We start from the raw sequence: 26,872 nt of genomic DNA, 5'->3' as shown, positions 1-26,872 counted from the left end.
CTAATCCAACCCTTGGGGGAGTTATGAAGTACACCGAACAGTTCAAGCTGGCAGCCATCACTGCCTATCTAGAGGGCAGTGATGGTTTTCGAAAGGTAGCCCAGCATTTCAACATCGATTTCAGCCTGCTGAGGCGCTGGGTGGCCAGCTACAAAGCTCGCTCCACTATCAGTTCCATACCTCATAGTCAGCGCTACCACATCGACTTCAAGCGCAGAGTTGTGCAGCACATGCGCGAGCACCGGCTTTCCCTGCGTCAAACGGCAGCGCATTTTGGCTTGGGCCAGTCCTCTCGGATAGGCATTTGGGAGGACCAGTACTACAGTGGCAACCTTGCCTCCTCTGCCTCTCAACGAAAAAAGCCTACCGACGTGTCCAAGAAGATTAAGCCACTCAAACCCACTGATACCGACGACGCGCTGAAGCCACGAGATCAGCTCATGGCGGAACTCGAGTATCTGCGCATGGAGAACGCTGTCCTAAAGGAGCTGAAGGCTTTGAGAGAGGAGAAGGAGCGAAGGCAAGAGAAAAAACGCTGATCGTTTCCAGACTCCGAACCCGGTTCCCGCTGTCAGCGTTGCTGGACTTGGTTGAGTTGTCGAACAGCACCTTCTATTACCAGCTCAAAAGCCTTCAAAGGCCGGATAAACACGCCCATCTGAAAGAACTAGTGAGTCAGGTCTATCACAAGGAAAAAGGGCTCTATGGGTATCGGCGCGTGACGCTGGCGATCAAGAATCAAGGCGTCCTGGTGAACAAGAAGGTTGTGGAGCGACTGATGGCAGACCAAGGTTTGCAGGCGGTAGTGCGGCCTAAAAAATATCGGTCCTATCGAGGAGAGGTAGGCAGGATTGCCGAGAATCTGCTGGAGCGGAACTTCATCGCCCAGCGGCCCAATCAGAAGTGGGTAACTGACGTAACCGAGTTTAAAGTGGCTCAGCAAAAGCTCTACCTCTCACCAGTGATGGACCTGTACAACAGTGAGATCGTGGCCTACGAGATCGCTCGCCGGCCCAGCTATGAGCTGGTGGGGAACATGCTGGAAAAAGCCCTGAGTAGCTTGGGAAAGGAGCCGAAGCTGGTCATTCACTCTGATCAGGGGTGGCATTATCAGCAGCGCCAATACCGAGAAAAGCTTGAGCAGCGCGGCGTAAAGCAGAGCATGTCGCGCAAAGGGAATTGCCTGGATAACGCCGCTATGGAAAGCTTCTTCGGCACGCTCAAGTCGGAGTTTTTCTACTTGAAACGGTTTGAGAGCGTCGAAGAGCTGATCACCGGCCTAGATGAGTACATCCGCTACTACAACCATGACCGCATCAAGCTGAGGCTAAATGGCCTAAGCCCCGTCGATTACAGGGCTCAGGCCGCTGGCTAAAGCTGTCCAACTTTTCGGGGGCAGTCCAGTGACCGCATGCACCGCCGGACCTGTGGGAGCTGGCTTGCCAGCGATAGGGCCCTCAAGGGCGACCAATCAGCTCCAGGCCAGAACCGGCCAGCCATTCTTCTCCGCATGCTCACGCAGCACCGGATCCGGATTCACCACATGCGGGTGGTCCACCTTCAGCAGCAGCGGCAGGTCATTGCGCGAGTCCGAATAGAAACTCGCCCCTTCCAGGTTTTCTTCCTCCTGATCCAGCCATTCCAGCAACCGGGTGATCTTGCCTTCGCGGTAGGTCAGCACACCCTGAGTGCGCCCGCTGTACACCCCGTTGACCACCTCGAGATCGATCGCCAGGAACTCGTCGATCCCCAGGCGCGCCGCGATCGGCCCGACCAGGTGATTGCCCGACGCCGAGATCACCAGGATCCGGTCGCCCAGGCGGCGGTGCTCGGCGATTGCCCGGCAGGCATCGCTGAAGATGATCGGCTCGATGAAGTCCTCGACCCACGGTTCCACCAGATGCTCCACCTCTTCCGGCGTGCGCCCGGCCATCGGCTCCAGGCTGAAGGCCATGTAGTCTTCCATCGCCAGGTGACCCTTGCCGTAGGCCTCCATCAGCTCATGGTCGCGGCGCAGGAAGGACGGGCCGTCGACCCAGCCGAGGCGGGCCATCTGCTCGCTCCACAGCGAGGCACAGTCGCCGTGGATCAGGGTTTCGTCGAGGTCGAAGATCGCTAAAGCCATAACGCAAAACTCCCGTGCATCCCTACGCGACTTCGCGCAGGGCAGTTGGATCGATCGACAAGGATACCCGTTGTCCGTCCGGATAGAGATCGGCGGACGAGCGGTTGAGCACATCCACCAGCAACTCGACGCCCCGGGCCTCGACCCGGTAGCGGATGATATTGCCCAGCAGGCTGTGGCTGCGCACCTGGCCGTCGAGCACGCCGTCCAGGCTCAGCGCGATGGCTTCCGGGCGGATCGCCAGGCGACAGCTGACCGGACGCTCCAGCAGGCGGCTGGCGCTGTCGGCGTCGAGCAGGTTGTAGTTGCCGATGAAACCGGCGGCGAAGGCGTCCACCGGCGCGGTGTAGAGGGTCTCGGCATCACCGCTCTGGACGATCTTGCCCTGGTTCATCAGGAAGATGCGGTCGGACAGGGTCAGCGCTTCTTCCTGGTCATGAGTGACGAACACCGTGGTCAGCCCCAGCTCGCGCTGGATGCCGCGGATCTGTTCGCGCAGGTGCTTGCGGATCCGTGCATCAAGCGCCGACAGAGGCTCGTCGAGCAGCAGCAGGCGCGGGCGGGTCACCAGCGAGCGGGCCAGGGCCACGCGCTGGCACTGGCCGCCGGAGAGCTGGTGCGGGTAGCGCGCGGCGAAGTCCTGCAGTTCCACCATGCGCAGGGCCTCGTCGACCCGCACCTGGCTGTCCTGGCCGCCGACCTTCTGCATGCGCAGGCCGAAGGCGACGTTCTGCGCCACGGTCATGTTGGGGAACAGCGCGTAGCTCTGGAACACCATGCCGATCCCGCGCTTCTGCGGGCTCATGGGCACCAGGTCGGTGCCGTCGAGGAGGATCTGGCCGCTGTCCACCGGGGTCAGGCCGGCGATGCAGCGCAACAGCGTCGACTTGCCGCAGCCGGAGGGGCCGAGCAGGGTGATGAACTCGCCGCGGGCGATAGTGAAGTTGATGTCCTTGAACACCGGGCTGCCGGCGTAGGTCTTTTCCAGGTTCTGGATGCTGACGAAGCTCATTTCAGGTCTTGTCCTTGTTCAGGCGGTTGGCTGCCCAGGTCAGCACCAGTACGAAGAGGAAGTAGGAAATCACCAGGGCACTGTTGAAGTGGCCGCTGCTGTTGCGCATGTTGTTCAGGTACACCTGCAGGGTTTCGTAACGGGTGCCCACCAGCAGGTTGGCGAAGACGAACTCGCCGAAGAGGAAGGAGAACGACAGCAGCAGGGCGACCATCAGGCCCTTGCGCAGGTTCGGCAGCACCACCAGGAACGCCGCCTGCCAGGTGCTGGCGCCGAGCAGTTGGGCGGCGTCCATCAGGTCGCGCAGGTTGATGGCCTGGAGGTTGTTGGTGATCGCCCGGTACATGAACGGCAGGGCCACGGTGAAGTAGCAGCCGATCAGGATCCACGGCGTGCCGACCATGGCCATCGGCCCCGAACCGTAGAGCTGCAGCAGCCCCACCGAGGACACCACCGGCGGCACCGCGAAGGGCAGCAGAATCAGGATGTTCATCAGCCCGTCGAGCTTGGGGAAGTGGTAATGCACCACGAACAGCAGTGGCAGGATCAGCAGCACCGACAGCGCCAGGGCGCCGACGCAGACCAGCAGCGACTGGGCGAAGGCGGCGAGGAAGCGCGGGTCGCTCCACAGCGCCACGTACCATTTGAAGGTCAGCCCGCTGGGCAGCAGGCTCGCCGACCAGCTGGTGGAAATGGAGTAGAGCAGGGTGCCGGCCAAAGGCAGCAGCAGGATAAGGAACAGCACCCAGACCACCACGCGGTGGTAGGCGGCACTGCGCCCGGGTTCAGCGCGCGACATGGTAGCTCCTCTTCAGCAGCCATTGGTGGACCAGGGTCACCAGGGTCATCAGTCCGACCAGGATGATCGCCAGGGCGCTGGCCAGGTTCGGATCGAGGGAAATATCACCGGCCACCAGGGCGGCGATGCGGATCGGCAGGACGTTGAAGTTGCCGGTGGTCAGGGCATACACCGTGGCGTAGGCGCCGAGGGCGTTGGCCAGGAGGATGACGAAGGTGCCCAGCAGTGCCGGGGTCAGCACCGGCAGGCCGATATGCCGCCAGTACTGCCAGGGGCCGGCGCCGAGCAGCGCGGCCGACTCGCGCCAGTCTTCGCGCAGGGCGTCGAAGGCCGGGTAGAGCAGCAGCACGCCGAGGGGAATCTGGAAGTAGGTGTAGAGGATGATCAACCCGGTCTTGGAGTACAGGTTGAAGTCCTCGATCAGCCCGGCCTGCTTCAGGGCCAGGGTCAGGGCGCCGTTGAAGCCCAGGAGGATGATGAAGGCGAAGGCCAGCGGCACCCCGGAGAAGTTGCTGGTCATGTTGGCGAAGGCGTTGACGAAGTCGCGCAGGCGCGAGTCGACCCGTTGCAGCGAATAGCTGCCGAGCACCGCGATGAGGATGCCGAACAGGCTCGACCAGAAGCTGATCTCCAGGCTGTGCTGGATCGCCTGGCGGTAGAACTTCGAGGCGAAGATCTTGCTGAAATTGTCCAGGCCCCAGCCGCTTTCGGCTTGCAGGCTGTGGATCGCCACCCAGGCCAGCGGGGCGATCTGGAAGATGATGAAGAACACTGCGAAGGGCAGCAGGCACAGCAGCGCCAGCCACTTGCCGCGGGAAAACGGATTCACGAGAGCAGCTCCCGGCAGAACGGTTTGTCGTGGGCCACGCCCAGCAGTTGGCAGATGCTGCCGCACAGCTCGGTTTGCAGGGGCTTGGCATTGGGGTCGAGGCTGAAGCCGTCGCCGAAGACGAACAGCGGCACTTCCCGTTCTTCCGGGAGCAGGCCGTTGTGCGAGCGGTCGTTGTTCATGCCATGGTCGGCGGTGACCAGCACCTGGTAGCCCTCGGCGAGCCAGGTGGCCAGGTAGTCGGCCAGGAGGATGTCGGCCGAGCGTGCGCTGTTGCGGTACTGGCTGCTGTCCAGGCCGTGGCGGTGGCCAGCGTCGTCGATGTTCATCGGGTGGATCAGGAGGAAACCGGGGTCATGCTTGCGCCGCAGGTACTCGGCATCGGCGAACAGGTGCGAGTCCGGGTAGTGGTCGGCGTAGTAGAACAGGCCGTGCTGGATCGGCAGTTTCGGCGCGTGGGTATGGCGGTCGCGGACCGGGTCGAAGGGCGTGCGGTTGTACAGCTCGCTGACCCAGTGATAGGCCGCGGCGGCGGTGGGCACGCCGGCTTCGCGGGCGTAGTGGAAGATGCTGCGCTGGGTCGACAGGCGCGAGACCTGGTTGTGCACGATGCCGCTGTCGATTGGTGCAACGCCGGTGAGGATGCATTCGTACAGCGGGCGCGACAGCGCCGGCAGTTCGCATTCCAGGCGGTAGAGGGCGGCGCGGTCGGCTTCGACGTAGGCGTGCAGGTGGCCCATGGCATGGTGCGCGACCTGGTGGTTGAGGCCGTCGAGCAGGACCAGGATGACTTTGTGGTTCATGTGAGGCTCCGGGGACCGTGTGTGCAGCATCGCTGGCAAGCCAGCTCCCACAGGGATCGCGTGCACCGCCGAACCTGTGGGAGCTGGCTTGCCAGCGATTGGGCCTCACTCCATCTCGATGATGACCTGCTCCTGCCACTTCTGCGGCAGTGCCTTGGAGGTCGCCTCCCACGCCGCCGCATCCTTGATCGGCTGGGCCGCACGGTACTGCTCGTTCGGCAGCAGCTTGGCCTGGACTTCAGCCGGCAGCTTCAGGTGCTCGGCACGGATCGGACGGGCGTGACCGATCGCCAGGTTGGTCTGTCCGGCATCGCTGAAGATGTACTCACGGGTCAGCTTGGCCGCGTTCGGGTGCTTGGCGTATTTGTTGATGATGGTGGTGTAGCCGGAGATCACCGAGCCATCGGACGGGATCAGCACTTCAAAGCGCTTGGGATCGATCTGCTCGCGGTAGCTCAGGCCGTTGAAGTCCCAGACCACGCCGACTTCCACTTCGCCCTTCTCCAGGGTCTGGATGGTCGGGTTGGCCAGCGACAGGCGCTTCTGCTGGGCCAGCTTGGTGAACAGCTGCAGGCCCGGCTCGATGTTCTTCTCGTCGCCCTTGTAGGCGATGGCCGCAGCCAGCACGCCGTTGGCGGCCTGGGCGGCGGTGCCGACGTCACCGATGGCGACCTTGTACTTGCCCTTTTCCAGGTCATGCCAGGTTTTCGGCATGTCCGCTTCCTTCACCAGTTGCTTGTTGATGATGAAGGCGATGGTGCCGGTATAGGCCAGTGCCCAGTGACCGTCCTGGTCCTTGGCCCAGGCCGGGACCTGGTCCCAAGTGCTCGGCTTGTACGGCTGGGTCACGCCCTTGGCCACGGCGATGGGGCCGAAGGCGGCGCCGACGTCACCGATATCGGCGCTGGCGTTGTCCTTCTCGGCGTCGAACTTGGCCACTTCCTGGGCCGAACTCATGTCGGTGTCCATGTGCTTGAGACCGTATTTCTTCGCCAGGTCTTCCCAGGTTCCTTTCCAGTTCGCCCAGGCATCCGGCATGCCCACGCTGTTGACGGTGCCTTCCTTGCGGGCGGCGTCTTCGAGTGCCTTGAGGTCGGTATCTGCGGCCACGGCGGTATGCGACAGGGCAATGCTCGCGCCTAACAGAGAGGCCAGGAAAAGCTGTTTCATCCGAAGCTCCTTAATGGGTGCCTTGCACAACATGAGAGGTTGGGGCGTGTTGCGTTTCGGTTGGTCTAGGTCAGCAATACCTGAGCCAAGGTAGGCGCCTTGCGTGACAGTTTCATGTCGCACACGGGCGCCGGGGCTCGCCAACTGACCTTGGCTTTACAGCGTAGACCAGCCTTGAAGGCACGTTTGGCGGGGCTTCCAGGGCGACGGCGGACAACCGTTGGGCGGCCATGTCATCTGGCGTTCATCTGCATTGCCTAAGCTCATGGGGTTTTTCCGGCTGAACACGGCGCACCTTTGCGGGGCGCAATGTGAGGCTGGACTAGTCCAGACAGGAAGCCCTCGATGCAAGCACTGCCGCCCCGCGCCGTTACCGCGATCTGCCATGCCCTGCAGGAGCAGATCGAACACGGCCTGCTCCCGCCGGGATGCAAGCTGCCGGCTGAACGCAAGCTCAGCGAAGTCTTCGACACCACCCGCATCACCCTGCGCGAAGCGCTGGTGCAACTGGAGGCCCAGGGCCTGATCTATCGCGAGGAACGGCGTGGCTGGTTCGTCGCGCCCGAACGCCTGACCTACGACCTGATCGAGCGTAGCCACTTCCACGCCATGGTGCGGGACCAGGGGCGCACCCCAGCCACCGAACTGCTCTCGGCGCGGTTGCAACCGGCGGCTGCGGCGATCTGTGCGCGGCTGAAGCTGCCGCCGCTGTCCAGCGTGATCCAGATCTGCCGCCTGCGGCGTATCGACGGGCGCGCGGTGCTGTATGCCGAGCACTACCTGAACCCCGAGTATTTCCCCGGCATCCTTGAACACGACCTCGGCCAGTCGCTGACCGAGATCTACGGCCAGCACTACGGTATCCAGTACGGCAGGGTGTGTTTCGAGATACTGCCGACCGCCTTGCCCGTGGCGGCGGCGTCGGCCCTGAAGGTGTCGCCGGGCAGTGCCGGCCTGCACATCACCCGGGTCAACAGCGATCAGTCCGGGCGCCTGATCGACTGCGACCTTGAATACTGGCGGCACGATACGATCCGCATTCGTGCCGACGTCGGCTAGCTTTTCCCGCTGCTTTCGCTTGCGGCGCCGCCCGCAGTGGTCAGCACCTGCACTGAGAGCCGCGGCGTGGCCAGGTCCAGCCCGGCTTCGTCGAGCTGGCGCTTGAGCGCCAGGTTGAAGGCCCGGGACACTTCCCACTGCTTGATCGGCGCAGTCTTGAAGCGCGCCCGCAGCACCGCCGAGCCGGACTCGAAACTCTCCACCCCCTGCAGCTCCAGCGGCGACCAGATATTGCGGCGCTGCAACGGGTCGGTGCGCATCTTCTGCCCGACATCGCGGACCAGGGTGATGGCCTGGTCGATGTTCATGCTGTGCGGAATGGCGATGCGGAAGATCGCGTAGCCGAACTCCCGGGAGTAGTTCTTGATGCTCTTGATCTCGCTGAACGGAATGGTGTGGACGATGCCGTCGATGTCCCGCAGGCGCACGGTGCGGATGGTCAGGCCCTCGACCGTGCCGAGGTGGCCGCCGACATCGACGTAGTCGTCGATGGCCAGGGAGTCCTCGATGATGATGAACAGCCCGGTGATCAGGTCGGCCACCAGCGACTGTGCGCCGAAGCCGATGGCCAGGCCGATGACACCGGCACCGGCGAGCAGCGGGGTGACGTTCATGCCCATGTTCGCCAGGGCGATGATCAGGGCGATGATGGCGATGGCCACGAACAGCACGTTGCGGATCAGCGGCATCATGGTCTGCGCCCGGGCATTGGCCAGGCCCTTGCGCGAGCGGGTCAGGGCGTGATGCACGGCGGTGTCGGCGAGGATCCACACCAGCCAGGCGGCGATCAGGGTGCCGGCCAGGCCGCCCAGGCGGATCGCCACCTCATGGCCGTCGCCCTCGGCGAAGCTGACCAGCGAGAGGCCCCAGACCCGCAGGCCCAGCTCGACGAACAGCAGCCATACGCTCAAGTGCACCAGGGTGTAGGCGAAGCTGCGCAGGCGCTCGGCGTACACCGCCTGGCGCCGGTTGTTGCGCTGCTGCTGCCTGACCGCATGGCGGCGTACCAGGCCGTTGATCACCATGCACAGGATCACCAGCACCGTGCACATCAGTGACTGGCGCAACGCCGTGCTGGTATCCCCGGCGGAGACGAAGGTGGCGAACAGCGAGATGCCCACCAGCACCAGCGCCGGCAGGAACCAGAAGCTGCCCAGCACCTCGATGGTGTCGCTCAGGGCCCGGCGCTTCAGGCGATGGGCCAGTGGCTGGTTGCGGATCAGGTGGGCGATGGGCCGGCGGAAACGCAGGATAAACAGCGCCGTGGACAGCGCCGCGAGGATATTGGCAAGGGTCGCCAGGGCATGGGCCAGGTGGGTGCCGAGGGCGAGGTACAGGCGCGGGTCGTTCATCGCCTCGCCGAAGGCGGCGAAGCTGCCGATCAGCCACAGCGGACGGAACGCCTGGTGCCGCAGGATATGCAGGGCGCGGTGGCGGTGCGGGCCGTCGAGCAGGGAGAAGGCGATCACGCAGATGGCCGAGAACAGCGTGCCCACCACCAGGGCGTAGGCGATGACCATGGCCATGGATTTGCCCAGGGACGAGGGCAGGGCGAAGCTCAGGTACACGGTGATGATCAGCGCCACCAGCCAGGGCCCGAGCTTGCGCAGGGCGAAGCGCACCAGGTCCCAGGTGCGCGGATGCTGGGGCAGTTCCTCGGTCAGGCCGAAGCGCAGGCGCAGGCGGTGGCCGACCCAGTTCAGGGCGTAGGCCAGCAGGCTCCACAGGGCGAGGATGGCGATGAAACCGAAGAGCAGGCCGGGCAACTGCTGCACCGGCACCTGCAGGGCGGCCAGTTCGATGCCGGCCAGCTCCATCTCGTCGGCCCAGCGCTTGAACGGGCTGGCGTCGCCGCTGAACTGCTTTTCCAGCTCGGCCAGGGTGCCGCCGATCAGGCCGAGCACCCCCTGCTCCGGTTCCGGCTGGGCCTGGCGGGTGCTGTCGCGCAGCTTCTTCAGGTCGTTGAGCAGGCGCGTACGCTGCTGGTCGTTTTCCAGGGTGGTGATGACTTCATCGAGGGACTTGCCCAGCGGCTCGCTGGCCTGGGGTTGGGCCGGGGCGCTGCCACCGAGCAGCCCCGGCAGGCCGGCGGCCTGGGTCTGGGCAGCGAAGAGCAACAGCAGCAGGGTGAAACAACGCAGAAGGGCGGACACTGGGCGATCAACCTCGAACACAGGTAATCGGCGCAGTGTAGAGCATCCGTCAGTGGAGTTTCTCGAGGATCTTCCAGACCATGATGCCGAGTATGGAAAGCATGCCGAGCCACATCATCAGCACCCCGGAATTGTTTTCCCGCTTGTTGAAGCCGATGGTCAACAGAATCAGGCCCGCGAGGACCGGCAGGAACATCGACTGGAACGTTGACAGGCTCAAGATCCCTCTCCCGACTGCGAAAATTCTCACTTGAGCATAGGCGCTAAATGACAGGGCGAGGTTGACTGGTGTCACAAACCGCGCAGGAAGCGGCGGGGCAGAGCGCCCCGCCCAGGTTCTACGGCAGTTCGCGGCTGCGGTAGAACGCGGTCAGCACCTTGACCAGATGGGCCAGGTCCTGGCTGCCGCACAGCTCGCGGATCGAGTGCATGGCGAAGGTCGGCAGGCCGATATCGACGGTGCGCACGCCGAGATTGCTGGCGGTGATCGGGCCGATGGTCGAGCCGCAACCCATGTCGCTGCGCACCACGAAGCTTTGCACCGGGACTTCCTCGGCCATGCACAGGTGGCGGAAGAACCCGGCGGTTTCGCTGTTGGTGGCGTAGCGCTGGTTGTTGTTGACCTTGATCACCGGGCCGGCGTTGAGCTTGGGCCCGTGGTTGCCGTCGTGCTTGTCGGCGTAGTTGGGGTGCACGCCGTGGGCGTTGTCGGCCGAGACCAGCAGCGAGCGCTGGATGGTGCGGACGAACTCGTCGCCATCCGGCAGCAGGCGGCGCAGGGTCTGTTCGAGCATCGGGCCGTCGGCGCCGCAGGCCGAGCAGGAGCCGACTTCCTCGTGGTCATTGCACACCAGCACGCAGGTTTCGTCGCTGTCGGCATCCAGCAGGGCGCGCAGGCCGGCGTAGCACGACAGCAGGTTGTCGAGGCGGGCACCGGCGATGAACTCGCCATGCAGGCCGATCAGGGCGGCGTCCTGGGTGTCGTAGAAACCCAGTTCGTAATCCAGCACCACGTCGGCGTTGAGGCCGTGTTCGCGGGCCAGTTGCTCGGTGAGCAGGGCGCGGAAATCGACGCGCTCGTCGCCGGCGACCTGGGCCAGGATCGGTGGCAGCTCGGTCTGCGGGTTGATCGCCCAGCCTTCGTTGGCGGTGCGGTTGAGGTGGATCGCCAGGTTGGGGATCACCGCGATCGGCAGCTTGAAGTCGATCAGTTGGCTCTCCACCTTGCCGTCACGGCGGAAGGTGACGCGGCCGGCCAGGGACAGGTCGCGGTCGAACCACGGCGCGAGCAGGGCGCCGCCGTAGACTTCCACGCCCAGTTGCCAGAAACCGTGGCGTTGCAGCTCGGGTTGCGGCTTGACCCGCAGGCACGGGCTGTCGGTGTGGGCGCCGACCAGGCGGATGCCGTCGAGCAGCGGCGAATGGCGGCCGAGCTTGATGGCGATGATCGAGGAGTCGTTGCGGGTCAGGTAGTAGCGACCGCCGGGCACCGTGGCCCAGCTGTCGCGCTCGTCCAGGCGCTGGTAGCCGGCCGCTTCGAGGCGCTTGGCCAGGCTGGCAGTGGCGTGGAAGGGGGTGGGAGAGGCTTTGAGGAAATCAATCAGGCCTTGGTTCAGGGCGTCGCGCATAAGTCACTCCAGACAGCAGTGCCGGGAGTTTGAAGCTGCAAGCTCCAAGCTGCAAGAGGCGGTGACCGCGCATTCTCTTATAGCTTGTAGCTTGCGGCTTGTAGCTCAAAAGGGCGCCGGGCACTCGAACCTGAGGCGCTCGCCCGTCACCGGGTGGGTAAAGCTCAGCATCGAGGCATGCAGGCACAGCCGCTCATGGGCCGCCAGCGCCTCCGGATTGGCGTACAACCGATCCCCCAGCAGCGGATGCCCGATCGACAGCATATGCACGCGCAACTGGTGCGAACGCCCGGTGATCGGGGTCAGCTCGACCCGGCAGTGGTCGCCGCAGCGTTCGACGATGCGCCAGAAGGTCAGGGCATGCTTGCCCTGTTCGTGATCCACCACATGCCGCGGCTTGGTTGGCGGGTCGTAGCGCAAAGGCAGGTCGATGCTGCCGCTGTCGCGCTCCGGCTGGCCCCAGCACAGGGCGGTGTAGGCTTTCTCGGTTTCGCGGTCGTGGAACTGCCGGGACAGCTCGCGGTGACTGTCGGCATCCCGCGCCAGCAGGATGATCCCCGAGGTTTCCCAGTCCAGCCGGTGCACGATCAGGGCATCGGGGTAGCCGTTTTCCTGCAGGCGGGTGATCAGGCAGTCCTTGTTGTCTTCGGCCCGGCCGGGCACGGAGAGCAGCAGGGTGGGCTTGTTGATCACCAGGATGGCGTCATCCTGGTAAAGGACTTCGACGTTGGACAACGGCATTGCGTGTTCTCTGCAAACGCCAACGGCGACGACCGGAACCCGGACTCTGCAGTCCGGACCCGGCCGTCGCCGTGGCAGGTTACCCGCGATCGCTTACGTGCGTTCGGGCAGGGTGATGTTGAGTTCGAGAATCGAGCAGCTACCCTGGTTCTCCAGCGCTACCTGCACGTCGTCGTTGCCGATGTTGACGTACTTGCGGATCACTTCCACCAGCTCTTTCTGCAGGGCCGGGAGATAGTCGGGGGTAGTGCGCTGTCCGCGCTCGTGCGCCACGATGATCTGTAGACGCTCTTTCGCAACCGACGCGGAACTCTGTTTTTTGCTGGCACGAAAGAAGTCAAAAAGGTTCATGGGTCAATTGCCTCCAAACAGGCGCTCGAAGAATCCCTTCTTCTGCACATCGAGGAACCGGTGTTCCACGGTTTTGCCCAGCAGGCGGTCGACAGTGTCGCTGTACGCCTGGCCGGCATCGCTCTGGTCGTCGAGGATGACCGGGACGCCCTGGTTGGAGGCCTTGAGCACGGCCTGGGATTCGGGGATGACACCCAGCAGCGCGACGGAGAGGATTTCCTTGACGTCTTCGACGCCCAGCATCTCGCCCTTGCTCACGCGCTCGGGGTGGTAACGGGTGATCAGCAGGTGTTCCTTGATCGGGTCTTCGTTGCGCTCGGCACGGCGCGACTTGCTGGCCAGCAGGCCGAGCATGCGGTCCGAGTCACGGACCGAGGACACTTCAGGGTTGGTCACGACGATGGCTTCGTCGGCGAAGTACATCGCCAGGTGCGCGCCCTTCTCGATACCGGCCGGAGAGTCGCAGACCACGTAGTCGAAGGTTTCCTTGAGTTCCATCAGGACCTTCTCGACGCCTTCCTGGGTCAGCGCGTCCTTGTCACGGGTCTGGCTGGCGGCCAGCACGTACAGGTTTTCCAGGCGCTTGTCCTTGATCAGGGCCTGCTGCAGGTTGGCCTCGTTGTTGACCACGTTGACGAAGTCGTACACCACGCGGCGTTCGCAGCCCATGATCAGGTCGAGGTTACGCAGGCCGACGTCGAAGTCGACGATCACAGTCTTGTGCCCGCGCAGCGCGAGGCCGGTACCGATGGCGGCACTGGTGGTGGTCTTGCCCACACCACCCTTGCCGGAAGTAACCACGAGAATCTTGGCCAAGGTGTATCACCCCTAAAAATGATGAAAAAGGACGTGCGGTCCCAAAATGCAAAAACGGCAACTAACTGACTAAAGTTGCACGGAAAATGGCGGCAGTATCCGTTAAAGGCGGGTGATGTTCAACACGTCCCCGGACAGGCTGACCTGCACGCCGGCCCCCCACAGCGGATCGCGGCGCAGGTCTTCGGAGACCTTGTACTGCCCGGCGATCGAAACCAGTTCGGCGGTCATCTGCTGGCAGAAAATCCGTGCCCTGGTGTTGCCCTTGATACCGGCAAGGGCGCGACCACGCATTGGCCCGTACACATGGATATTGCCATCGGCGAGAAGTTCCGCACCCGGGCTTACCGCCGACACGACGACCAGGTCGCCTCCCTGAGCATAGATCTGTTGGCCGCCGCGTACAGGCGCGGTGATGATCTTGGTCGGGCGCACCGTTGGCTCCGCAGGCGGCGGTGGCGCAGGGGCGGGCTCGGGCTTTTTAACCGGCTCGATCTCCACCGGGTCCACCGGCCGCTCGCGGGCGCCGGAGGGCGGCAGCACCGGCAGGTCGATGGCGATGGCGGCGGCGATGTCCTCGATGCGACTGGCGCGGATCGCCAGGGTGCGCAGGCCGTGCTGGCGACAGATGCGCATCATGCCCGGCAGGTCGACGCTGCCTTCGCCGGCCGGCAGCTTGTCCAGGGCCAGCACCAGCGGCGTGTTGCTGAAGAAGTTCGGCGCCTGGGCGACCTTGGCCGCCAACTGCCGATCGAGACCTTCGAGGTCATTGCGGGCAAGCTCCAGCACGGTGATGGCGAGCATGCTGCCCTTGAGCTGGAACACGGTGGCTTGGTCTGGCGTCTGGCTTTGGCTCATGGTCTGCGTCGAGGCGGCTTTGTTGCGAAAAGTGCCCAGACTTATAACGAGAACGCCGGTTAGCCGCAACCCGCGCCGAACCGTTGTAGAATGCCCGGCCTTTTTCTTTCCGGAATATTGAATGGATCGCCCGCGTTTTCGTCCTTACTTCCTGCACCCGCGTTTCTGGCCGCTGTGGCTGGGGCTCGGCCTGCTCTGGCTGATCGTTCAGCTGCCGTACCCGGTTTTGCTGGGGATCGGCCGTGCCCTGGGGGCGGTGATGTACCGCGTGGCCGGCGCGCGCCGGGCGATTGCCGCACGCAACCTGGAACTGTGTTTCCCGGAATTGCCGCTCGTCGAGCGAACCCGTCTGCTCAAGGAAAATTTCGCCTCCACCGGCATCGCCTTCTTCGAAATGGCCATGAGCTGGTGGTGGCCAAAGGCCCGTTTGGCGCGCCTGGCGCACATCGAAGGGCTGGAGCATCTGCAGGCCGCGCAGCGTGATGGCCAGGGAGCCATCTTGATGGCCTTGCACTTCACCACCCTGGAGATTGGCGCCGCGCTGCTCGGCCAGGAGCACACCATCGACGGCATGTACCGCGAGCACAAGAATGCCCTGTTCGACTTCGTCCAGCGTCGTGGTCGCGAGCGTCACAACCTCGATTCCCTGGCGGTGGAGCGCGAGGACGTGCGCGGCATGCTCAAGCTGCTGCGCGCCGGCCGCGCCATCTGGTATGCGCCGGACCAGGACTACGGCGCCAAGCAGAGCCTGTTCGTGCCGCTGTTCGGCATCCAGGCGGCGACGGTCACCGCCACCACCAAGTTCGCCCGCCTGGGCCGTGCCCGGGTCATCCCGTTCACCCAGGAGCGCCTGGCCGACGGCAGTGGCTATCGCCTGGTGATTCATCCGCCGCTCGAAGACTTCCCCGGCGAGACCGAGGAAGCCGACTGCCTGCGTATCAACCAGTGGATCGAACAGGCCCTGCGCGAATGCCCCGAGCAGTACCTGTGGGCGCACCGGCGCTTCAAGTCGCGGCCGCCGGGAGAGCCAAAGCTGTACAAGAAGTAATCAGCTGTTATCCGTCATCTCAGGGAGCACATGCATGGCAGCAGAACCGGTCACCGGCCTGATCCTCTCCGGCGGCGGCGCCCGTGCCGCCTATCAGGTCGGGGTCCTGGCGGGCATCGCCGATCTGCTGCCGCAAGGCGCGGCCAATCCCTTTCCGGTGATCGTCGGCACCTCGGCCGGGGCCATCAATGCCGTGACCCTGGCCAGCGGCGCCCTGCATTTCGCCGAGGCGATCCGTCGCCTGACCGGTTTCTGGCAGGGTTTTCGCAGCCATCAGGTGTTGCGCAGCGACTGGCCTGGCGTGGTACGCCAAGCCAGTCGCTTTTTCGGTCACAGCCTGTTGGGGCTTGGCCGCCAGGTGCCGGTGGCCTTGCTCGACAGCTCGCCGCTGCGCGGGCTGCTCACCGAGCACCTGGACCTGAGCGGCATCGGCCAGGCCATCGAGCAGCGTCATCTGCGCGCGGTGGCGGTGACCGCCTTCGGGTACGAGTCCGGCCAGGCGGTGACCTTCTATCAAGGGCGTGGCGCCATCGATCCCTGGTTGCGTCATCGGCGCATCGGCCTGCCGACGCGCCTGAGCATCGAGCACCTGCTGGCCAGTTCGGCGATTCCGCTGTTGTTCGCCCCGGTCAAGCTGGGGCACGAATACTACGGTGATGGCGCGGTACGCCAGTCGGCGCCGATCAGTCCGGCGTTGCACCTCGGGGCCAACCGGATTTTGGTGGTGGGGGTCAGTGGCAACCCGCGCGGTCCGGCGGACACCATGCCCCATGCGCGCGTCTACAGCGGACAGCCGCCGACCCTGGCGCAGATTGGCGGGCATCTGCTCAACAGCACCTTCATTGACAGCTTGGAAGACGACCTGGAGTTGCTCCAGCGTCTCAACCATCTCAGTCATCTGGTGCCGCCGCAGGATCATCCGCAGCGCCTGGGGCTGGCGCCGGTGGAGGTGCTGGTGGTCGCGCCCAGCCAGCCGCTGGACGAGATCGCGGCGCGGCATCGGCGCGAGTTGCCGGCGGCGCTGCGTCTGTTCCTGCGTGGGCCGGGGGCGACCAAGACCAGCGGGGCGGGGGTGCTCAGTTATCTGCTGTTCGAGGCGGCGTATTGCAGTGAGCTGATCGAGCTGGGGCGGCGGGATGCGCTGGCCAAGCGCGCGCAGTTGTGCAGTTTTCTTGGGTTGGCTGACCCGGCCTCATCGCTGGCAAGCCAGCTCCCACAGGTACCCCACCGCTCTTGAGGGCAGTAGTGAACCTGTGGGAGCTGGCTTGCCAGCGATTGCGATCTTGAAAACTACTCAGCTATTTGAAGCTTGCGCGACTCCGTATACACATACCGCACCTTCTCATACTCGAACGGCGAGTTCATCTGCCCATAACGGAAGTTGGTGGTGTAGCGCTTGTCGATCGCCCGCAGCACCCAGATTTCCGGGTGATCGCTGCTGACCTCGGCGACATTGAGGAAGTTGATCTGGTTCTCCGCGCCATAGTCCACCACCAGCCCGCCGGTATCGCGCAGGTTCGACGGGCCGAGGATCGGCAGCACCACATACGGCCCGCTCGGTACGCCCCAGACGCCGAGGGTCTGGCCGAAGTCCTCGTTCTGCTTCGGTACGCCCATCATGGTCGCCGGGTCCCACAGGCCGAACACGCCGATGGTGGTGTTGACGAGCAGGCGCGCGGTGATGTCCAGGGAGCGCTTGCCCTTGAACTGCAGCAGGCTGTTGAGCAGGTTCGGCACATCGCCCAGGTTGCTGAAGAAGTTGCTTACGCCGCTGCGCACGAACTGCGGGGTGACGTAGCGGTAGCCATTGACCACCGGCAGGAACACCCATTGGTCGAAGCGGTAGTTGAAGTGGTAGACCCGGCGGTTCCACGATTCCATCGGATCGTAGACCTCCAGGGCATCGAGGGTCGCGCGCTCGAACTCGCGCTGGTCCAGGCCCGGGTTGAATTTCAGTTCCTTCAACGGCTCGGTGAAGCCGTCGGTATCCAGGACGCTGGCGGTCGGCGCGGGCTCGTCGGCGAAGGCCGGGGCGGCAGAGAGCAGCAGGGCGGTGATCAGCAGACGTTTAACCACGGAAGAACTCCAGCATGGCGTCGCTGTTGACGCGGTAATTGAGGTTGCCGCAATGGCCGCCGTGGGGGTACAGGGTCAGCCGGTCGCCAAAGGTCTTGCGCAGGAAACCGATATCGCCCGGGCCGAGGATCAGGTCGTCGGCATTGTGCATCACGGCGATCTTCGGCGATTTGCTCAGGTAGTCCTGCAGGGCATAGAGGCTGACCTGGTCGATCAGTTGCAGCAGGCTGCCGCCGTCGGTGCGCGCACGCCACATAGGGATCACCTGTTCGGTCAGGTAGCAGTCGAAGTCGCATTGCAGGGCGCGCTTGAAGAAGGGCGTCAGGCTGCTGCTTTCGGTGATCGGGAATTTCGGCGGGATGATCAGGCCGCGACGGTTGATCAGGTCCGAGGTGAAGGCGATATCGGCCGCAGAGAAGCGGAACGAGCTGCCGATCAGCATGGCCATCTGCTCGTTGGTCAGGTGCTGGCGCGATTGCTGGAAGTCGTAGAGCAGGGCGTCGTTGAGGTCGATATAGCCCTTTTGCTGGAAGTAGCGGGTCAGCTTGGCGAGGACCAGTTCATAGAAGGTGGTGTGGCTGGTCACGCCCTTGACTTCGGTTTGCACCAGGCGGTCGAGGTTGGTGATCGAGGTGTACAGGTTGACCGGCGGGTTGAGCAGCAGCACGCGCTTGAAGTTGAAGCTGCGCCGGGTTTCGTCGAGATGGGCAACGAAGGCCGCGTCGAGGGCGCCGAGGCTGTAGCCGCTGAGGTAGAACTCCTTGATCGGCAGACGCGGGTGCTGGGCACGCACGCCCTGCATGACCCGGTACAGGTCCTCGGCGTCCTCGCTGCTGACGCCCGGCGTGGCGAAGCGCGAGGCGGCGCTCATGAAGTCGTAGCTGGTCGGCGAAGACAACTGCACCACGTGATAGCCGGCCTTGTAGTACAGGCGCTTGAGGTATTCGTTGATGCTCGCGTTGTACGGCGCACCGGTACCGGCGATCAGGAAGATCAGCGGTGCCTCGTGGTCCTGGCGGGCCAGGCGGTAGGTGAGTTTCTTCACCGGCCAGAAGTTGTCCGGCAGGCTGAACTCGCGCTCGGGGCGCATGTTCAGGGTGTAGTCGCTCTGGCTGATGTCATCGTCGGTGGGCAGCTCGGGACGCAGGTCCGGCGGCGTGGTGGCGATGGTCGCCTCGAAGGGGTTGGTCAGTGGATAGCCATAGGTGGCGGCATCGATATCCGCCGCCGACGCGGCCGCACACAGTAGTAGGCCGCCCAGCAAGGCAGCGAGGCGCAGTGGTCGAAACATGACGGGTCCCCGGAAAAAGACAAAAAGCACGATGCAGCCTAGGACACTTGCGTTACCGAAGAAGTTGCCAAGTGCCACTGTCTTTGTTGCCCAGAATGTTGCCGCGCCCGCTTTGGCCGTTGCAACAATTGGTTCCATTTATCTTGAGGGTAAAAATAGCCCAGGATAGCGCTTTCGCCTTGCGCCTGCGGTCCGAGGGATTATGCTGGCCGGCGGTTTTTTCTGACTTTGGAGTTGCTGATGTCCCAGCGTTTGCCGTTGATCGCACTGTTGCTGTTCATTCCGGCGTGGCTGGCCGCCAGTTATGGCGTGCGCTATGGGTTCATGGAGGATCCGCAGTGGGTCGGGGTGTGCTCGGCGCAGGTGCAGGTGTGGGAGTGTTCGGTGCGTTCGATGCTGGGGCTGACCATTCACTTCCGCATCCTGGCGTGGATCGGCCTGGGGCTGGCGGTGCTGGCGACCGTGGTACCGCGCAAGGCCGGATGGTGGCTGGCGGTGCTGGCGCTGGTGGCGGGGATTCCGGCGTTGGTGCTCTATACGGCGAGTATTGCGGTATTTACGGTGGTGCTGGCGGGGTTGCGGTTGGTTCGCCGGTCTGTGCGTTGAACTTCAGGGCCTCATCGCTGGCAAGCCAGCTCCCACAGGTTCGGCGGTGCACGCGGTCACTGTGGGAGCTGGCTTGTCGGACCGCCGCACCGCAGCGATGAGGCCCTCAAGGACTATCGAGTTCTGAGGCAGCGCCACAAGGCAGCAGTCATCACCACACTGACCCCCGCCCAGATCCAGGCCTGCTCACTTACCAACCCTTCCCGATACAACTGCGGCGCAATCCCCGCGCCCACGATCAAGGTCAATAGCGCCACCTCGGCCCGCGCCACCCGAACCGGCCGCAGCACATAGACCAGCGCCGGCACCACGAACGCTGCACTCGGGAAGCTCCGATAGCGTGGATCGAACACCAGCGCCAGCATGCTCACCGCCGCCGCGAAGCCCGCCGCGATCACCCACCAGGCCCCCCGCGCTTCCAGCCAGGCGAACGCCCGCTCGCGCCAGCCATCCCGCGCCGAAAGTGCCAGTGCGCCATGGGCCAGGACAATCAGGTTCAAGCCCACCAGCAACACCACCCAGGTCCACTCGCCGACGAACCGCGCATTGGTCCGCGCCAGTTCGCCCCACAGGCCGATACTCGCCGCACCAACCGCCGCCAGCAGCGGCAAGGCCAGGGCATTGCGCGCATTGCGTACCGGCCCCGCCAGCAGCAGGGTGGTGAAGAACAGCACGCCACTGGCGACCAGCCACTGCGGCCAGAACGGCAGGTTGCTTACCGGGCCTTCCAGCACGCCCTTGTCCTGGCGATCCGCGTCATACAGCCCCCAGTAACCCCCGACCGCCCCTTCACTGGCGCGCTTCCACGGCTGGTCGAAGGCTTCGATCAGGTTGTAGTGCCAGCCATGTTCCTCGGCCATGGCCACGAAACCACGAATGAAGCGCGCCTCATTGACCCGGCTCGGCACTGCGGTTTCCCGCTGGCGGCCTTCGCTGGGCCAACCGGTCTCGCCGATCAGGATGTCCTTGGGCGCGAACCTGTTGCCGAACACCTGGCGGATCTCGCCGACGTGGGCCAGGGCGTCATCGATACCGCGCGGGTCATCCTCCCAGTACGGCAGCAAATGGATGGTCAAGAAGTCCACCGCCGGGGCGATCTGCGGGTGCTGCAGCCAGAATTCCCAGACGTCCGCGTAGGTGACCGGCACCTGCACCTGGCTTTTCACCTGGCCGATCAGCGCGGCCAGGCGGTCGCCGGTGATTTCCTTGCGCAGCAGGGTTTCGTTGCCGACGATCACCGCGCGGACCACGTCCGGGTTGGCATTGGCCGAGGTGATCAGGGCGCGGATTTCCTTGTCGGTATCCACCGGGTTGCCGTTGACCCAGGCCCCGAGCATCACCTTCAAGCCGTACTTGCGAGCAACCACCGGGATGTCTTCGAGCCCGGTCATGGAATAGGTGCGGATGCACTCGAAGCGCTTCGACAACAGCGCCAGGTCGGCATCGATGCGCTCCGGGCGCAGGGTGAAGGGCTGGTCGAAGGGCGATTGGTCCTTGTCGAACGGCGTGTAGGAAGCGCACTGCAGTTTGTGCGTGGCGCTGGCGGCATCCGGCAGCAGCACCGGCCGACCCAGCCCGTACCAGAGCCCGGCAAGGGCAAGCAGGCCGAGCAGGCAGGCGAACAGATAGGGCGGCAGCGCAAAGCGGGCAGTCGAGGACATGGAGCGATCCGGCTGAGGAAACAAAGCCGCCAATACTACCTGCAAAACCCCGGGGATATTTCCTTGGCATGCAAAGTTCGGGCGGGTTTTCCTACAGGCCCCGCAGGCCGGCCAGCTACTGGCCTGTTGATGTCGTTTCTCGGTGTTTCAAGGTCGCTGACACAACAGGATCGTGGCGGGCCGGGGTTGATGATGGCAGCCATCAGTTCTCCGCTGATGCGGTCCCTGTGGTGGTATCCAGGCGTGAAGGGGGCGCCTTGCACCAGAACAAGACATGGCCCGATCTGTGTCGGGCGCCTGACTATCCGTGAAGTGACTATCCGTGAAGTGAAGGGGAAGCTTTGATGAAAATGCGACGACTCCTGGGGGCGGGTGCCGCCCTGGTATTGGCAATGAGCGCCGTACAGGCGATGGCCAAGGAAGTGAGCATCGGCTATGTCGATGGCTGGTCCGACAGTGTGGCGACCACCCATGTGGCGGCCGAGGTCATCAAACAGAAACTGGGCTATGACGTGAAGCTGATGCCCGTGGCGACCGGGATCATGTGGCAGGGCGTGGCCACCGGCAAGCTCGACGCCATGCTCTCGGCCTGGCTGCCGGTCACCCACGGCGAGTACTGGGCCAAGAACAAGGACGAAGTGGTCGACTACGGCCCGAACTTCAAGGACGCCAAAATCGGCCTGATCGTGCCGGAATACGTCAAGGCGCAATCGGTCGCCGACCTCAAGACCGATGACAGCTTCAAGAAGAAGATCGTCGGCATCGACGCCGGCTCCGGGGTGATGCTCAAGACCGACCAGGCGATCAAGGACTACGACCTGACCGGCTACAAACTGCAGGCCAGCTCCGGCGCGGCGATGACCGCCGAACTGGGCCGTGCCTACGCCAAGCAGCAATCCATCGCGGTGACCGGCTGGGTGCCGCACTGGATGTTCGCCAAGTGGAAACTGCGCTTCCTCGAAGACCCGAAAGGCGTGTACGGCGCCGCCGAGACCGTCAACAGCATCGGCAGCAAGGAACTGGCGACCAAGGCGCCGGAAGTGGCCGAGTTCCTGAAGAAGTTCTCCTGGCAGTCGAAAGACGAAATCGGCGAGGTCATGTTGGCCATTCAAGAGGGCGCAAAGCCCGATGCCGCAGCCAAGGACTGGGTCGCCAAGCATCCTGAGCGCGTCGCCGAGTGGACCGCCAAATAATGGCTTGATGCCTCTAGCCTGAGCCTTGCAGGGCCGCCCCCCGGTTTTCCGGCGGGCGGCCTTTGTGTTTGTGGGGACTTCGCAGGTTGTTACCTGGTTCGCAAAAGACTTTTACATCTAAGACTAAGGTCGTCTGGAGTGCGTTCATGGGCAGCATAAAGTGGTGACGGGTTCTACCTAATCTGTGCTGCGAGGACAAAAACAATGAACGACAGCATTTACCTATCGATACAAAACAGCCCGCGGTTCAAGGAGCTGGTGTCAAAACGGGAACGATTCGCCTGGATTCTCTCGGTGATCATGCTCGGTCTCTACTCTGCTTTCATTCTCCTGATTGCCTACGGCCCGCAAGTACTGGGCGCCAAGATCAGCCCTGACTCGTCGATCACCTGGGGCATTCCCCTCGGCGTCGGCCTGATCCTGTCGGCTTTCATTCTCACCGGCATCTACGTGCGTCGTGCCAACGGTGAGTTCGATGAGCTGAACGCCGCAATCCTCAAGGAGGCTCAGCAATGATCCCGCGCGTACTGGCAACCCTGGCCATCGGCGCGTTCGCACCCGCCGTCTGGGCCGCTGACGCCCTCACCGGCGAAGTGCAGAAACAACCGCTGAACATTGCGGCGATCCTGATGTTCGTCGCCTTCGTCGGTGCCACCCTGTGCATCACCTACTGGGCCTCGAAGAAAAACAACTCGGCGTCCGACTACTACGCCGCCGGCGGGAAGATCACCGGCTTCCAGAACGGCCTGGCGATCGCCGGCGACTATATGTCCGCGGCGTCCTTCCTGGGGATTTCCGCCCTGGTGTTCACCTCCGGCTACGATGGCCTGATCTACTCGATCGGTTTCCTCGTCGGCTGGCCGATCATTCTCTTCCTGATCGCCGAACGCCTGCGCAACCTGGGTAAATACACCTTCGCCGACGTGGCCTCGTATCGCCTCGGCCAGAAGGAAATCCGCACCCTGTCCGCTTCCGGTTCGCTGGTGGTGGTGGCCTTCTACCTGATCGCCCAGATGGTCGGCGCCGGCAAGCTGATCCAGCTGCTGTTCGGTCTCGACTACCACATCGCGGTGATCCTGGTCGGCATCCTGATGTGCATGTACGTGCTGTTCGGCGGCATGCTGGCAACCACCTGGGTGCAGATCATCAAGGCGGTGCTGCTGCTCTCCGGTGCCAGCTTCATGGCGCTGATGGTGATGAAGCACGTCAACTTCGACTTCAGCCAGCTGTTCTCGCAAGCCATTGCCGTGCACCCGAAAGGCGAGGCGATCATGAGCCCTGGCGGCCTGGTGAAGGACCCGATCTCGGCCTTCTCCCTCGGCCTGGCGCTGATGTTCGGTACCGCCGGCCTGCCGCACATCCTGATGCGCTTCTTCACGGTGAGCGACGCCAAGGAAGCCCGTAAATCGGTGTTCTACGCCACCGGCTTCATCGGTTACTTCTACATCCTGACCTTCATCATCGGCTTCGGCGCGATCCTGCTGGTCAGCACCAACCCGGCCTTCAAGGACGCTGCTGGCGCCCTGATCGGCGGCAACAACATGGCAGCGGTGCACCTGGCTGACGCGGTTGGCGGCAGCGTGTTCCTCGGCTTCATCTCGGCCGTGGCCTTCGCCACCATCCTCGCGGTGGTTGCCGGCCTGACCCTGGCCGGTGCCTCGGCGGTATCCCACGACCTGTACGCCAGCGTCTGGCGCAAGGGCAAGGCCAACGAGAAGGACGAGATCCGCGTTTCGAAGATCACCACCATCGCCCTGGCCGTGCTGGCCATCGGCCTGGGCATTCTCTTCGAAAGCCAGAACATCGCCTTCATGGTCGGCCTGGCGTTCTCCATCGCGGCGAGCTGCAACTTCCCGGTACTGCTGCTCTCGATGTACTGGAAGAAGCTGACCACCCGTGGCGCCATGATCGGCGGTTGGATGGGCCTGATCAGTGCGGTCGCGCTGATGATCCTCGGCCCGACCATCTGGGTGCAGATCCTGCACCACGAGAAGCCGATCTACCCGTACGAGTACCCGGCGCTGTTCTCGATGATCATTGCCTTCGTCGGTATCTGGTTCTTCTCGATCACCGACAAGTCCAAGGCGGCTGATGAAGAACGTGCGCTGTTCTTCCCGCAGTTCGTCCGTTCGCAGACCGGCCTGGGTGCCAGTGGTGCGGTTTCCCACTGATCACTGAGCCCTGAATGAAAAACGGCCCTTCGATGAAGGGCCGTTTTTTTTGCCTGCGATTCAGTCGTGGGTCATATGTAGCCCAGCAATAGCAGGATCAGCAGCACGATCAGCACGGTCCCGATGACCCCGGATGGCCCGTAGCCCCAGCTTCTGGAGTGCGGGAAGACCGGCAGACCACCGATCAGCAGGAGAATCAGGATGATGATGAGAATTGTGCCCATGACGGATTCCTCTGGTTTCGGTCGGATGGGCAGACCTGCTGGTCAGGTCCGCTTAATAGTGTGATCCCCGCCGGGCGCGGAAAGTTTAATCAACTTTCTTGCCCGCCATGCGCCGTCTGTAGGAGCTGGCTTGCCTGCGATGGACCGCGCAGCGGTCCCAAAACCTGCCACTCCTGAGGATCTGGATGGATTCGATAGGGCAGGCGCTGGGAATCCAGAAAAACTGAAACAAGCGAACTCGTGCAGGATGGTCTTGGGCCCGCTGCGCGGTCCATCGCAGGCAAGCCAGCTCCTACAGGGATCGCGGTCGGCCTATTCAGCCGGTTGATACCCCTCCGACCCCCGCAAACCCTTCGCTACACTGCCCCTCACCATCACGAAAGACACAAGGCAGGCGCTATGCAGAACCGCATGATGATCACCGGCGCGGGCTCCGGATTGGGGCGCGAGATCGCCCTGCGCTGGGCGCGCGAGGGCTGGCAACTGGCATTGAGCGACGTCAACGAGGAGGGCCTGAAACAGACCCTGGCCCTGGTTCGCGAAGCCGGCGGCGACGGTTTTACCCAGCGCTGCGACGTGCGCGACTACAGCCAGCTGATCGCCCTGGCCCAGGCCTGCGAGGAGCACCTCGGCGGCATCGATGTGATCGTCAACAACGCCGGCGTCGCCTCCGGTGGCTTCTTCGCCGAGCTGTCCCTGGAAGACTGGGACTGGCAGATCGCAATCAACCTGATGGGCGTGGTCAAGGGCTGCAAGGCCTTCCTGCCGCTGCTGGAGCGCAGCAAGGGGCGGATCATCAATATCGCCTCCATGGCCGCGCTGATGCAGGGCCCGGCGATGAGCAACTACAACGTGGCCAAGGCCGGGGTGGTGGCGCTGTCGGAAAGCCTGCTGGTGGAACTGCGCCAGCTGGAAGTCGATGTGCATGTGGTCTGCCCATCCTTCTTCCAGACCAACCTGCTGGACTCCTTCCGCGGCCCGACCCCGGCGATGAAGGCCCAGGTCGGCAAGCTCCTGGAAAGCTCGCCGATCAGCGCGGCGGATATCGCCGGGTACATCTACCAGGAGGTCGCCCGCGGCCAGTTCATGATCCTGCCCCACGAGCAGGGGCGCATGGCCTGGCACCTCAAGCAGCATGACCCGCAGGCGCTCTACGACGAGATGGCCAGCATGGCCGAAAAGATGCGCGCCAAGGGCCGTCCGAGCCAATCCTGACGCGTCTGATCAGGTATCCTCGGCGTTTTGCCAGTACCGGGGATACCTGTGGTCAATTACCTGCTGTTCTTCTTCGCCGCCGTGTTCGAGATCGCCGGTTGCTACGCCTTCTACATGTGGCTGCGGCTGGGCAAGAGCGCCTGGTGGATCGCCCCGGCGCTGCTCAGCCTGACCCTCTTCGCCCTGCTCCTGACCCGCGTCGAAGCGGCCTACGCCGGGCGTGCCTATGCCGCCTACGGCGGGATCTACATCGTCACCTCGCTGTTGTGGCTGGCGTTCGTCGAGAAAGGCCGTCCCTTGACCAGCGACTGGCTCGGCGCTGCGCTGTGCGTACTGGGGGCGACGGTGATCCTGCTGGGCCCGCGGCTACAGAGCGCAGGCTGATTTTGTAGGAATTTTCAGTAGGGCGTTTCTTTAGCTGTTGTAGGACAGCTCTATTTGCCGGCCAGACCATTGAAGCGGACTACGCCGACAGCCAGTCTCCAGATTCACCCGGATATGGAGGATTTGGCGATGCTGGTCATAGGACGCGAGATTGGCGAGGTCATCAACATCGGTAACGACATCAAGCTCAAGGTGATTTCCGTGGACGGCGGCACGGTGCGCTTCGGTATCAGTGCGCCGCGCGACGTGGAAATCCACCGCGCCGAGATCTATCGGCGCCTGGCGGAGGAAGCGCAGAAGCAGAAGGCGGGCTGATCAGTCGAACAGTTCCTTGGGGATATCGTGCTTGGCCAGCAATTGGCATTGCTGGCTGTCCATATCGAAGAGGATGAACGCCTGCCCCTTGGCCAATGCCTGGCGCACACGCAGGACGCGGGTTTCCAGCGGGGTATCGTCGCCGTTGTCGGTGCCGTCGCGGGTGACGAAGTCCTCGATCAGGCGGGTCAGGGTTTCGGCTTCGAGTTGGTCGTAGGGGATGAGCATGGGGGCCTGCCTTTGAATTGATGGCACATGCTACCTGCTTTGTTGCTCTTGAGGGCCTCATCGCTGGCAAGCCAGCTCCCACAGGTTCTGCAGCGACTCGGACCCTGTGGGAGCTG

General features: G+C 63.6%; 29 protein-coding genes. 11 read left to right on the top strand and 18 right to left on the bottom strand.

Annotation, left to right across the window (positions count from 1 at the left end; all coding sequences use genetic code 11):
- The first annotated feature begins 23 nt into the window (after positions 1-23).
- A protein-coding gene (locus AC2CQI_RS13130; protein WP_484577124.1) for an IS3 family transposase occupies positions 24-1,375 on the top strand; the annotation gives its coding sequence in 2 pieces (ribosomal slippage) (positions 24-504 and positions 504-1,375; 1,353 coding nt in all).
- A gap of 96 nt (positions 1,376-1,471) precedes the next feature.
- Here AC2CQI_RS13130 and AC2CQI_RS13125 read toward each other — a convergent pair.
- The 6 genes from AC2CQI_RS13125 to AC2CQI_RS13100 all read right to left on the bottom strand — a co-directional run bounded on the left by AC2CQI_RS13125 (position 1,472) and on the right by AC2CQI_RS13100 (position 6,738).
- Positions 1,472-2,125 carry an HAD family hydrolase gene (locus tag AC2CQI_RS13125; RefSeq protein WP_484580395.1) on the bottom strand — a complete coding sequence of 218 codons (654 nt, stop codon included), beginning with the start codon at positions 2,123-2,125 and terminating at the stop codon, positions 1,472-1,474.
- 22 nt (positions 2,126-2,147) lie between these two features.
- Positions 2,148-3,137: an ABC transporter ATP-binding protein gene (locus tag AC2CQI_RS13120; RefSeq protein ID WP_484580394.1), complete on the bottom strand. Its 990-nt coding sequence runs from the start codon at positions 3,135-3,137 to the stop codon at positions 2,148-2,150.
- Position 3,138: 1 nt separating this feature from the next.
- Complete coding sequence (locus tag AC2CQI_RS13115) at positions 3,139-3,936, bottom strand: ABC transporter permease (protein WP_075803752.1); 798 nt, start codon at positions 3,934-3,936, stop codon at positions 3,139-3,141.
- Positions 3,923-4,765: an ABC transporter permease gene (locus tag AC2CQI_RS13110; protein WP_484580393.1), complete on the bottom strand. Its 843-nt coding sequence runs from the start codon at positions 4,763-4,765 to the stop codon at positions 3,923-3,925. The genes AC2CQI_RS13115 and AC2CQI_RS13110 overlap by 14 nt, the downstream gene beginning before the upstream one ends.
- A complete protein-coding gene (locus AC2CQI_RS13105) occupies positions 4,762-5,568 on the bottom strand; it encodes an alkaline phosphatase family protein (protein WP_484580392.1) in 807 nt (268 codons plus the stop codon). The genes AC2CQI_RS13110 and AC2CQI_RS13105 overlap by 4 nt, the downstream gene beginning before the upstream one ends.
- 105 nt (positions 5,569-5,673) lie before the next feature.
- The gene (locus AC2CQI_RS13100; RefSeq protein ID WP_484580391.1) at positions 5,674-6,738 is read right to left on the bottom strand and encodes an ABC transporter substrate-binding protein; all 1,065 of its coding nucleotides are present in this window, start codon (positions 6,736-6,738) and stop codon (positions 5,674-5,676) included.
- A 345-nt stretch (positions 6,739-7,083) separates the two neighbouring features.
- On the opposite strand from AC2CQI_RS13100, the gene AC2CQI_RS13095 reads away from it, so the two are divergent.
- Positions 7,084-7,797, top strand: coding sequence for a UTRA domain-containing protein (locus AC2CQI_RS13095; protein WP_484580390.1), 714 nt, complete (start codon positions 7,084-7,086; stop codon positions 7,795-7,797).
- Here the strand turns inward: AC2CQI_RS13095 and AC2CQI_RS13090 are convergent.
- The 7 genes from AC2CQI_RS13090 to minC form a co-directional block, all read right to left on the bottom strand.
- Positions 7,794-9,950 (bottom strand): mechanosensitive ion channel family protein, encoded by a 2,157-nt coding sequence (locus AC2CQI_RS13090; RefSeq protein ID WP_484580389.1) that lies wholly within the window; start codon positions 9,948-9,950, stop codon positions 7,794-7,796. The genes AC2CQI_RS13095 and AC2CQI_RS13090 overlap by 4 nt on opposite strands.
- A 49-nt stretch (positions 9,951-9,999) precedes the next feature.
- Positions 10,000-10,170 carry a hypothetical protein gene (locus AC2CQI_RS13085; RefSeq protein ID WP_178392000.1) on the bottom strand — a complete coding sequence of 57 codons (171 nt, stop codon included), beginning with the start codon at positions 10,168-10,170 and terminating at the stop codon, positions 10,000-10,002.
- 118 nt (positions 10,171-10,288) lie between these two features.
- Positions 10,289-11,578: a M18 family aminopeptidase gene (locus tag AC2CQI_RS13080; RefSeq protein WP_075803759.1), complete on the bottom strand. Its 1,290-nt coding sequence runs from the start codon at positions 11,576-11,578 to the stop codon at positions 10,289-10,291.
- A gap of 105 nt (positions 11,579-11,683) precedes the next feature.
- Complete coding sequence (locus AC2CQI_RS13075) at positions 11,684-12,319, bottom strand: RluA family pseudouridine synthase (protein WP_484580388.1); 636 nt, start codon at positions 12,317-12,319, stop codon at positions 11,684-11,686.
- A 93-nt stretch (positions 12,320-12,412) separates the two neighbouring features.
- The gene (minE, locus tag AC2CQI_RS13070; protein WP_075803761.1) at positions 12,413-12,670 is read right to left on the bottom strand and encodes a cell division topological specificity factor MinE; all 258 of its coding nucleotides are present in this window, start codon (positions 12,668-12,670) and stop codon (positions 12,413-12,415) included.
- Positions 12,671-12,673: 3 nt separating this feature from the next.
- Positions 12,674-13,486, bottom strand: a complete 813-nt coding sequence (gene minD / locus AC2CQI_RS13065) for a septum site-determining protein MinD (protein WP_075803762.1) — start codon at positions 13,484-13,486, stop codon at positions 12,674-12,676.
- Positions 13,487-13,588: 102 nt separating this feature from the next.
- Positions 13,589-14,344, bottom strand: coding sequence for a septum site-determining protein MinC (gene minC, locus AC2CQI_RS13060; RefSeq protein WP_484580387.1), 756 nt, complete (start codon positions 14,342-14,344; stop codon positions 13,589-13,591).
- Between the two features lie 121 nt (positions 14,345-14,465).
- Between minC and AC2CQI_RS13055 the strand changes: the two genes are divergently transcribed.
- On the top strand, positions 14,466-15,392 hold the full coding sequence (locus tag AC2CQI_RS13055; protein WP_484580386.1) for a lipid A biosynthesis lauroyl acyltransferase: 927 nt from the start codon (positions 14,466-14,468) through the stop codon (positions 15,390-15,392).
- A gap of 34 nt (positions 15,393-15,426) precedes the next feature.
- The gene (locus AC2CQI_RS13050; RefSeq protein WP_484580385.1) at positions 15,427-16,629 is read left to right on the top strand and encodes a patatin-like phospholipase family protein; all 1,203 of its coding nucleotides are present in this window, start codon (positions 15,427-15,429) and stop codon (positions 16,627-16,629) included.
- Positions 16,630-16,682: 53 nt separating this feature from the next.
- Here the strand turns inward: AC2CQI_RS13050 and AC2CQI_RS13045 are convergent, their stop codons facing one another.
- Together AC2CQI_RS13045 and AC2CQI_RS13040 are read right to left on the bottom strand one after the other, a co-directional pair.
- Positions 16,683-17,468, bottom strand: a complete 786-nt coding sequence (locus AC2CQI_RS13045) for an MlaA family lipoprotein (protein ID WP_484580384.1) — start codon at positions 17,466-17,468, stop codon at positions 16,683-16,685.
- The gene (locus tag AC2CQI_RS13040; RefSeq protein ID WP_075803767.1) at positions 17,461-18,759 is read right to left on the bottom strand and encodes a serine/threonine protein kinase; all 1,299 of its coding nucleotides are present in this window, start codon (positions 18,757-18,759) and stop codon (positions 17,461-17,463) included. The genes AC2CQI_RS13045 and AC2CQI_RS13040 overlap by 8 nt, the downstream gene beginning before the upstream one ends.
- 240 nt (positions 18,760-18,999) lie before the next feature.
- Between AC2CQI_RS13040 and AC2CQI_RS13035 the strand changes: the two genes are divergently transcribed.
- Positions 19,000-19,365 (top strand): hypothetical protein, encoded by a 366-nt coding sequence (locus tag AC2CQI_RS13035; RefSeq protein WP_075803768.1) that lies wholly within the window; start codon positions 19,000-19,002, stop codon positions 19,363-19,365.
- 113 nt (positions 19,366-19,478) lie between these two features.
- Here AC2CQI_RS13035 and AC2CQI_RS13030 read toward each other — a convergent pair whose 3' ends face one another.
- Positions 19,479-21,026, bottom strand: a complete 1,548-nt coding sequence (locus tag AC2CQI_RS13030; protein ID WP_484580383.1) for a glycoside hydrolase family 17 protein — start codon at positions 21,024-21,026, stop codon at positions 19,479-19,481.
- 344 nt (positions 21,027-21,370) lie between these two features.
- Between AC2CQI_RS13030 and AC2CQI_RS13025 the strand changes: the two genes are divergently transcribed.
- From AC2CQI_RS13025 to AC2CQI_RS13015, 3 genes are all read left to right on the top strand, one after another.
- Positions 21,371-22,219, top strand: coding sequence for a glycine betaine ABC transporter substrate-binding protein (locus tag AC2CQI_RS13025; protein ID WP_075803770.1), 849 nt, complete (start codon positions 21,371-21,373; stop codon positions 22,217-22,219).
- A gap of 204 nt (positions 22,220-22,423) precedes the next feature.
- Positions 22,424-22,735, top strand: coding sequence for a DUF485 domain-containing protein (locus AC2CQI_RS13020; protein ID WP_075803771.1), 312 nt, complete (start codon positions 22,424-22,426; stop codon positions 22,733-22,735).
- A complete protein-coding gene (locus AC2CQI_RS13015; RefSeq protein WP_075803772.1) occupies positions 22,732-24,390 on the top strand; it encodes a cation acetate symporter in 1,659 nt (552 codons plus the stop codon). The genes AC2CQI_RS13020 and AC2CQI_RS13015 overlap by 4 nt, the downstream gene beginning before the upstream one ends.
- Positions 24,391-24,461: 71 nt before the next feature.
- Here the strand turns inward: AC2CQI_RS13015 and AC2CQI_RS13010 are convergent, their stop codons facing one another.
- A complete protein-coding gene (locus tag AC2CQI_RS13010) occupies positions 24,462-24,614 on the bottom strand; it encodes a DUF3309 family protein (RefSeq protein WP_009407510.1) in 153 nt (50 codons plus the stop codon).
- A gap of 399 nt (positions 24,615-25,013) precedes the next feature.
- Between AC2CQI_RS13010 and AC2CQI_RS13005 the strand changes: the two genes are divergently transcribed.
- From AC2CQI_RS13005 to csrA, 3 genes are all read left to right on the top strand, one after another.
- A complete protein-coding gene (locus AC2CQI_RS13005; RefSeq protein ID WP_075803773.1) occupies positions 25,014-25,829 on the top strand; it encodes an SDR family oxidoreductase in 816 nt (271 codons plus the stop codon).
- Positions 25,830-25,877: 48 nt separating this feature from the next.
- Complete coding sequence (locus tag AC2CQI_RS13000) at positions 25,878-26,213, top strand: YnfA family protein (protein WP_075803774.1); 336 nt, start codon at positions 25,878-25,880, stop codon at positions 26,211-26,213.
- Positions 26,214-26,342: 129 nt separating this feature from the next.
- Positions 26,343-26,528 carry a carbon storage regulator CsrA gene (gene csrA, locus AC2CQI_RS12995; protein WP_009407517.1) on the top strand — a complete coding sequence of 62 codons (186 nt, stop codon included), beginning with the start codon at positions 26,343-26,345 and terminating at the stop codon, positions 26,526-26,528.
- Here the strand turns inward: csrA and AC2CQI_RS12990 are convergent, their stop codons facing one another.
- Positions 26,529-26,756: a YheU family protein gene (locus AC2CQI_RS12990; protein ID WP_075803776.1), complete on the bottom strand. Its 228-nt coding sequence runs from the start codon at positions 26,754-26,756 to the stop codon at positions 26,529-26,531.
- Positions 26,757-26,872 lie beyond the last annotated feature (116 nt).

This window comes from Pseudomonas sp. P2S-1 (assembly GCF_057197725.1).
The sequence above is the reverse complement of the archived record's forward strand: the minus strand, read 5'-3'. Positions and strand labels throughout refer to the sequence as shown.

Coding starts and splice junctions, on each gene's coding strand:
- AC2CQI_RS13020 (WP_075803771.1), top strand. CDS start 22,424: ATGAACGACAGCATTTACCTATCGATACAAAACAGCCCGCGGTTCAAG.
- AC2CQI_RS13055 (WP_484580386.1), top strand. CDS start 14,466: ATGGATCGCCCGCGTTTTCGTCCTTACTTCCTGCACCCGCGTTTCTGG.
- AC2CQI_RS13025 (WP_075803770.1), top strand. CDS start 21,371: ATGAAAATGCGACGACTCCTGGGGGCGGGTGCCGCCCTGGTATTGGCA.
- AC2CQI_RS13100 (WP_484580391.1), bottom strand. CDS start 6,738: ATGAAACAGCTTTTCCTGGCCTCTCTGTTAGGCGCGAGCATTGCCCTG.
- AC2CQI_RS13030 (WP_484580383.1), bottom strand. CDS start 21,026: ATGTCCTCGACTGCCCGCTTTGCGCTGCCGCCCTATCTGTTCGCCTGC.
- AC2CQI_RS13075 (WP_484580388.1), bottom strand. CDS start 12,319: ATGCCGTTGTCCAACGTCGAAGTCCTTTACCAGGATGACGCCATCCTG.
- AC2CQI_RS13125 (WP_484580395.1), bottom strand. CDS start 2,125: ATGGCTTTAGCGATCTTCGACCTCGACGAAACCCTGATCCACGGCGAC.
- AC2CQI_RS13105 (WP_484580392.1), bottom strand. CDS start 5,568: ATGAACCACAAAGTCATCCTGGTCCTGCTCGACGGCCTCAACCACCAG.
- AC2CQI_RS13010 (WP_009407510.1), bottom strand. CDS start 24,614: ATGGGCACAATTCTCATCATCATCCTGATTCTCCTGCTGATCGGTGGT.
- AC2CQI_RS12990 (WP_075803776.1), bottom strand. CDS start 26,756: ATGCTCATCCCCTACGACCAACTCGAAGCCGAAACCCTGACCCGCCTG.
- minE (WP_075803761.1), bottom strand. CDS start 12,670: ATGAACCTTTTTGACTTCTTTCGTGCCAGCAAAAAACAGAGTTCCGCG.
- AC2CQI_RS13095 (WP_484580390.1), top strand. CDS start 7,084: ATGCAAGCACTGCCGCCCCGCGCCGTTACCGCGATCTGCCATGCCCTG.
- AC2CQI_RS13035 (WP_075803768.1), top strand. CDS start 19,000: ATGTCCCAGCGTTTGCCGTTGATCGCACTGTTGCTGTTCATTCCGGCG.
- AC2CQI_RS13015 (WP_075803772.1), top strand. CDS start 22,732: ATGATCCCGCGCGTACTGGCAACCCTGGCCATCGGCGCGTTCGCACCC.
- AC2CQI_RS13080 (WP_075803759.1), bottom strand. CDS start 11,578: ATGCGCGACGCCCTGAACCAAGGCCTGATTGATTTCCTCAAAGCCTCT.
- AC2CQI_RS13120 (WP_484580394.1), bottom strand. CDS start 3,137: ATGAGCTTCGTCAGCATCCAGAACCTGGAAAAGACCTACGCCGGCAGC.
- AC2CQI_RS13005 (WP_075803773.1), top strand. CDS start 25,014: ATGCAGAACCGCATGATGATCACCGGCGCGGGCTCCGGATTGGGGCGC.
- AC2CQI_RS13040 (WP_075803767.1), bottom strand. CDS start 18,759: ATGTTTCGACCACTGCGCCTCGCTGCCTTGCTGGGCGGCCTACTACTG.
- AC2CQI_RS13050 (WP_484580385.1), top strand. CDS start 15,427: ATGGCAGCAGAACCGGTCACCGGCCTGATCCTCTCCGGCGGCGGCGCC.
- AC2CQI_RS13115 (WP_075803752.1), bottom strand. CDS start 3,936: ATGTCGCGCGCTGAACCCGGGCGCAGTGCCGCCTACCACCGCGTGGTG.
- minC (WP_484580387.1), bottom strand. CDS start 14,344: ATGAGCCAAAGCCAGACGCCAGACCAAGCCACCGTGTTCCAGCTCAAG.
- csrA (WP_009407517.1), top strand. CDS start 26,343: ATGCTGGTCATAGGACGCGAGATTGGCGAGGTCATCAACATCGGTAAC.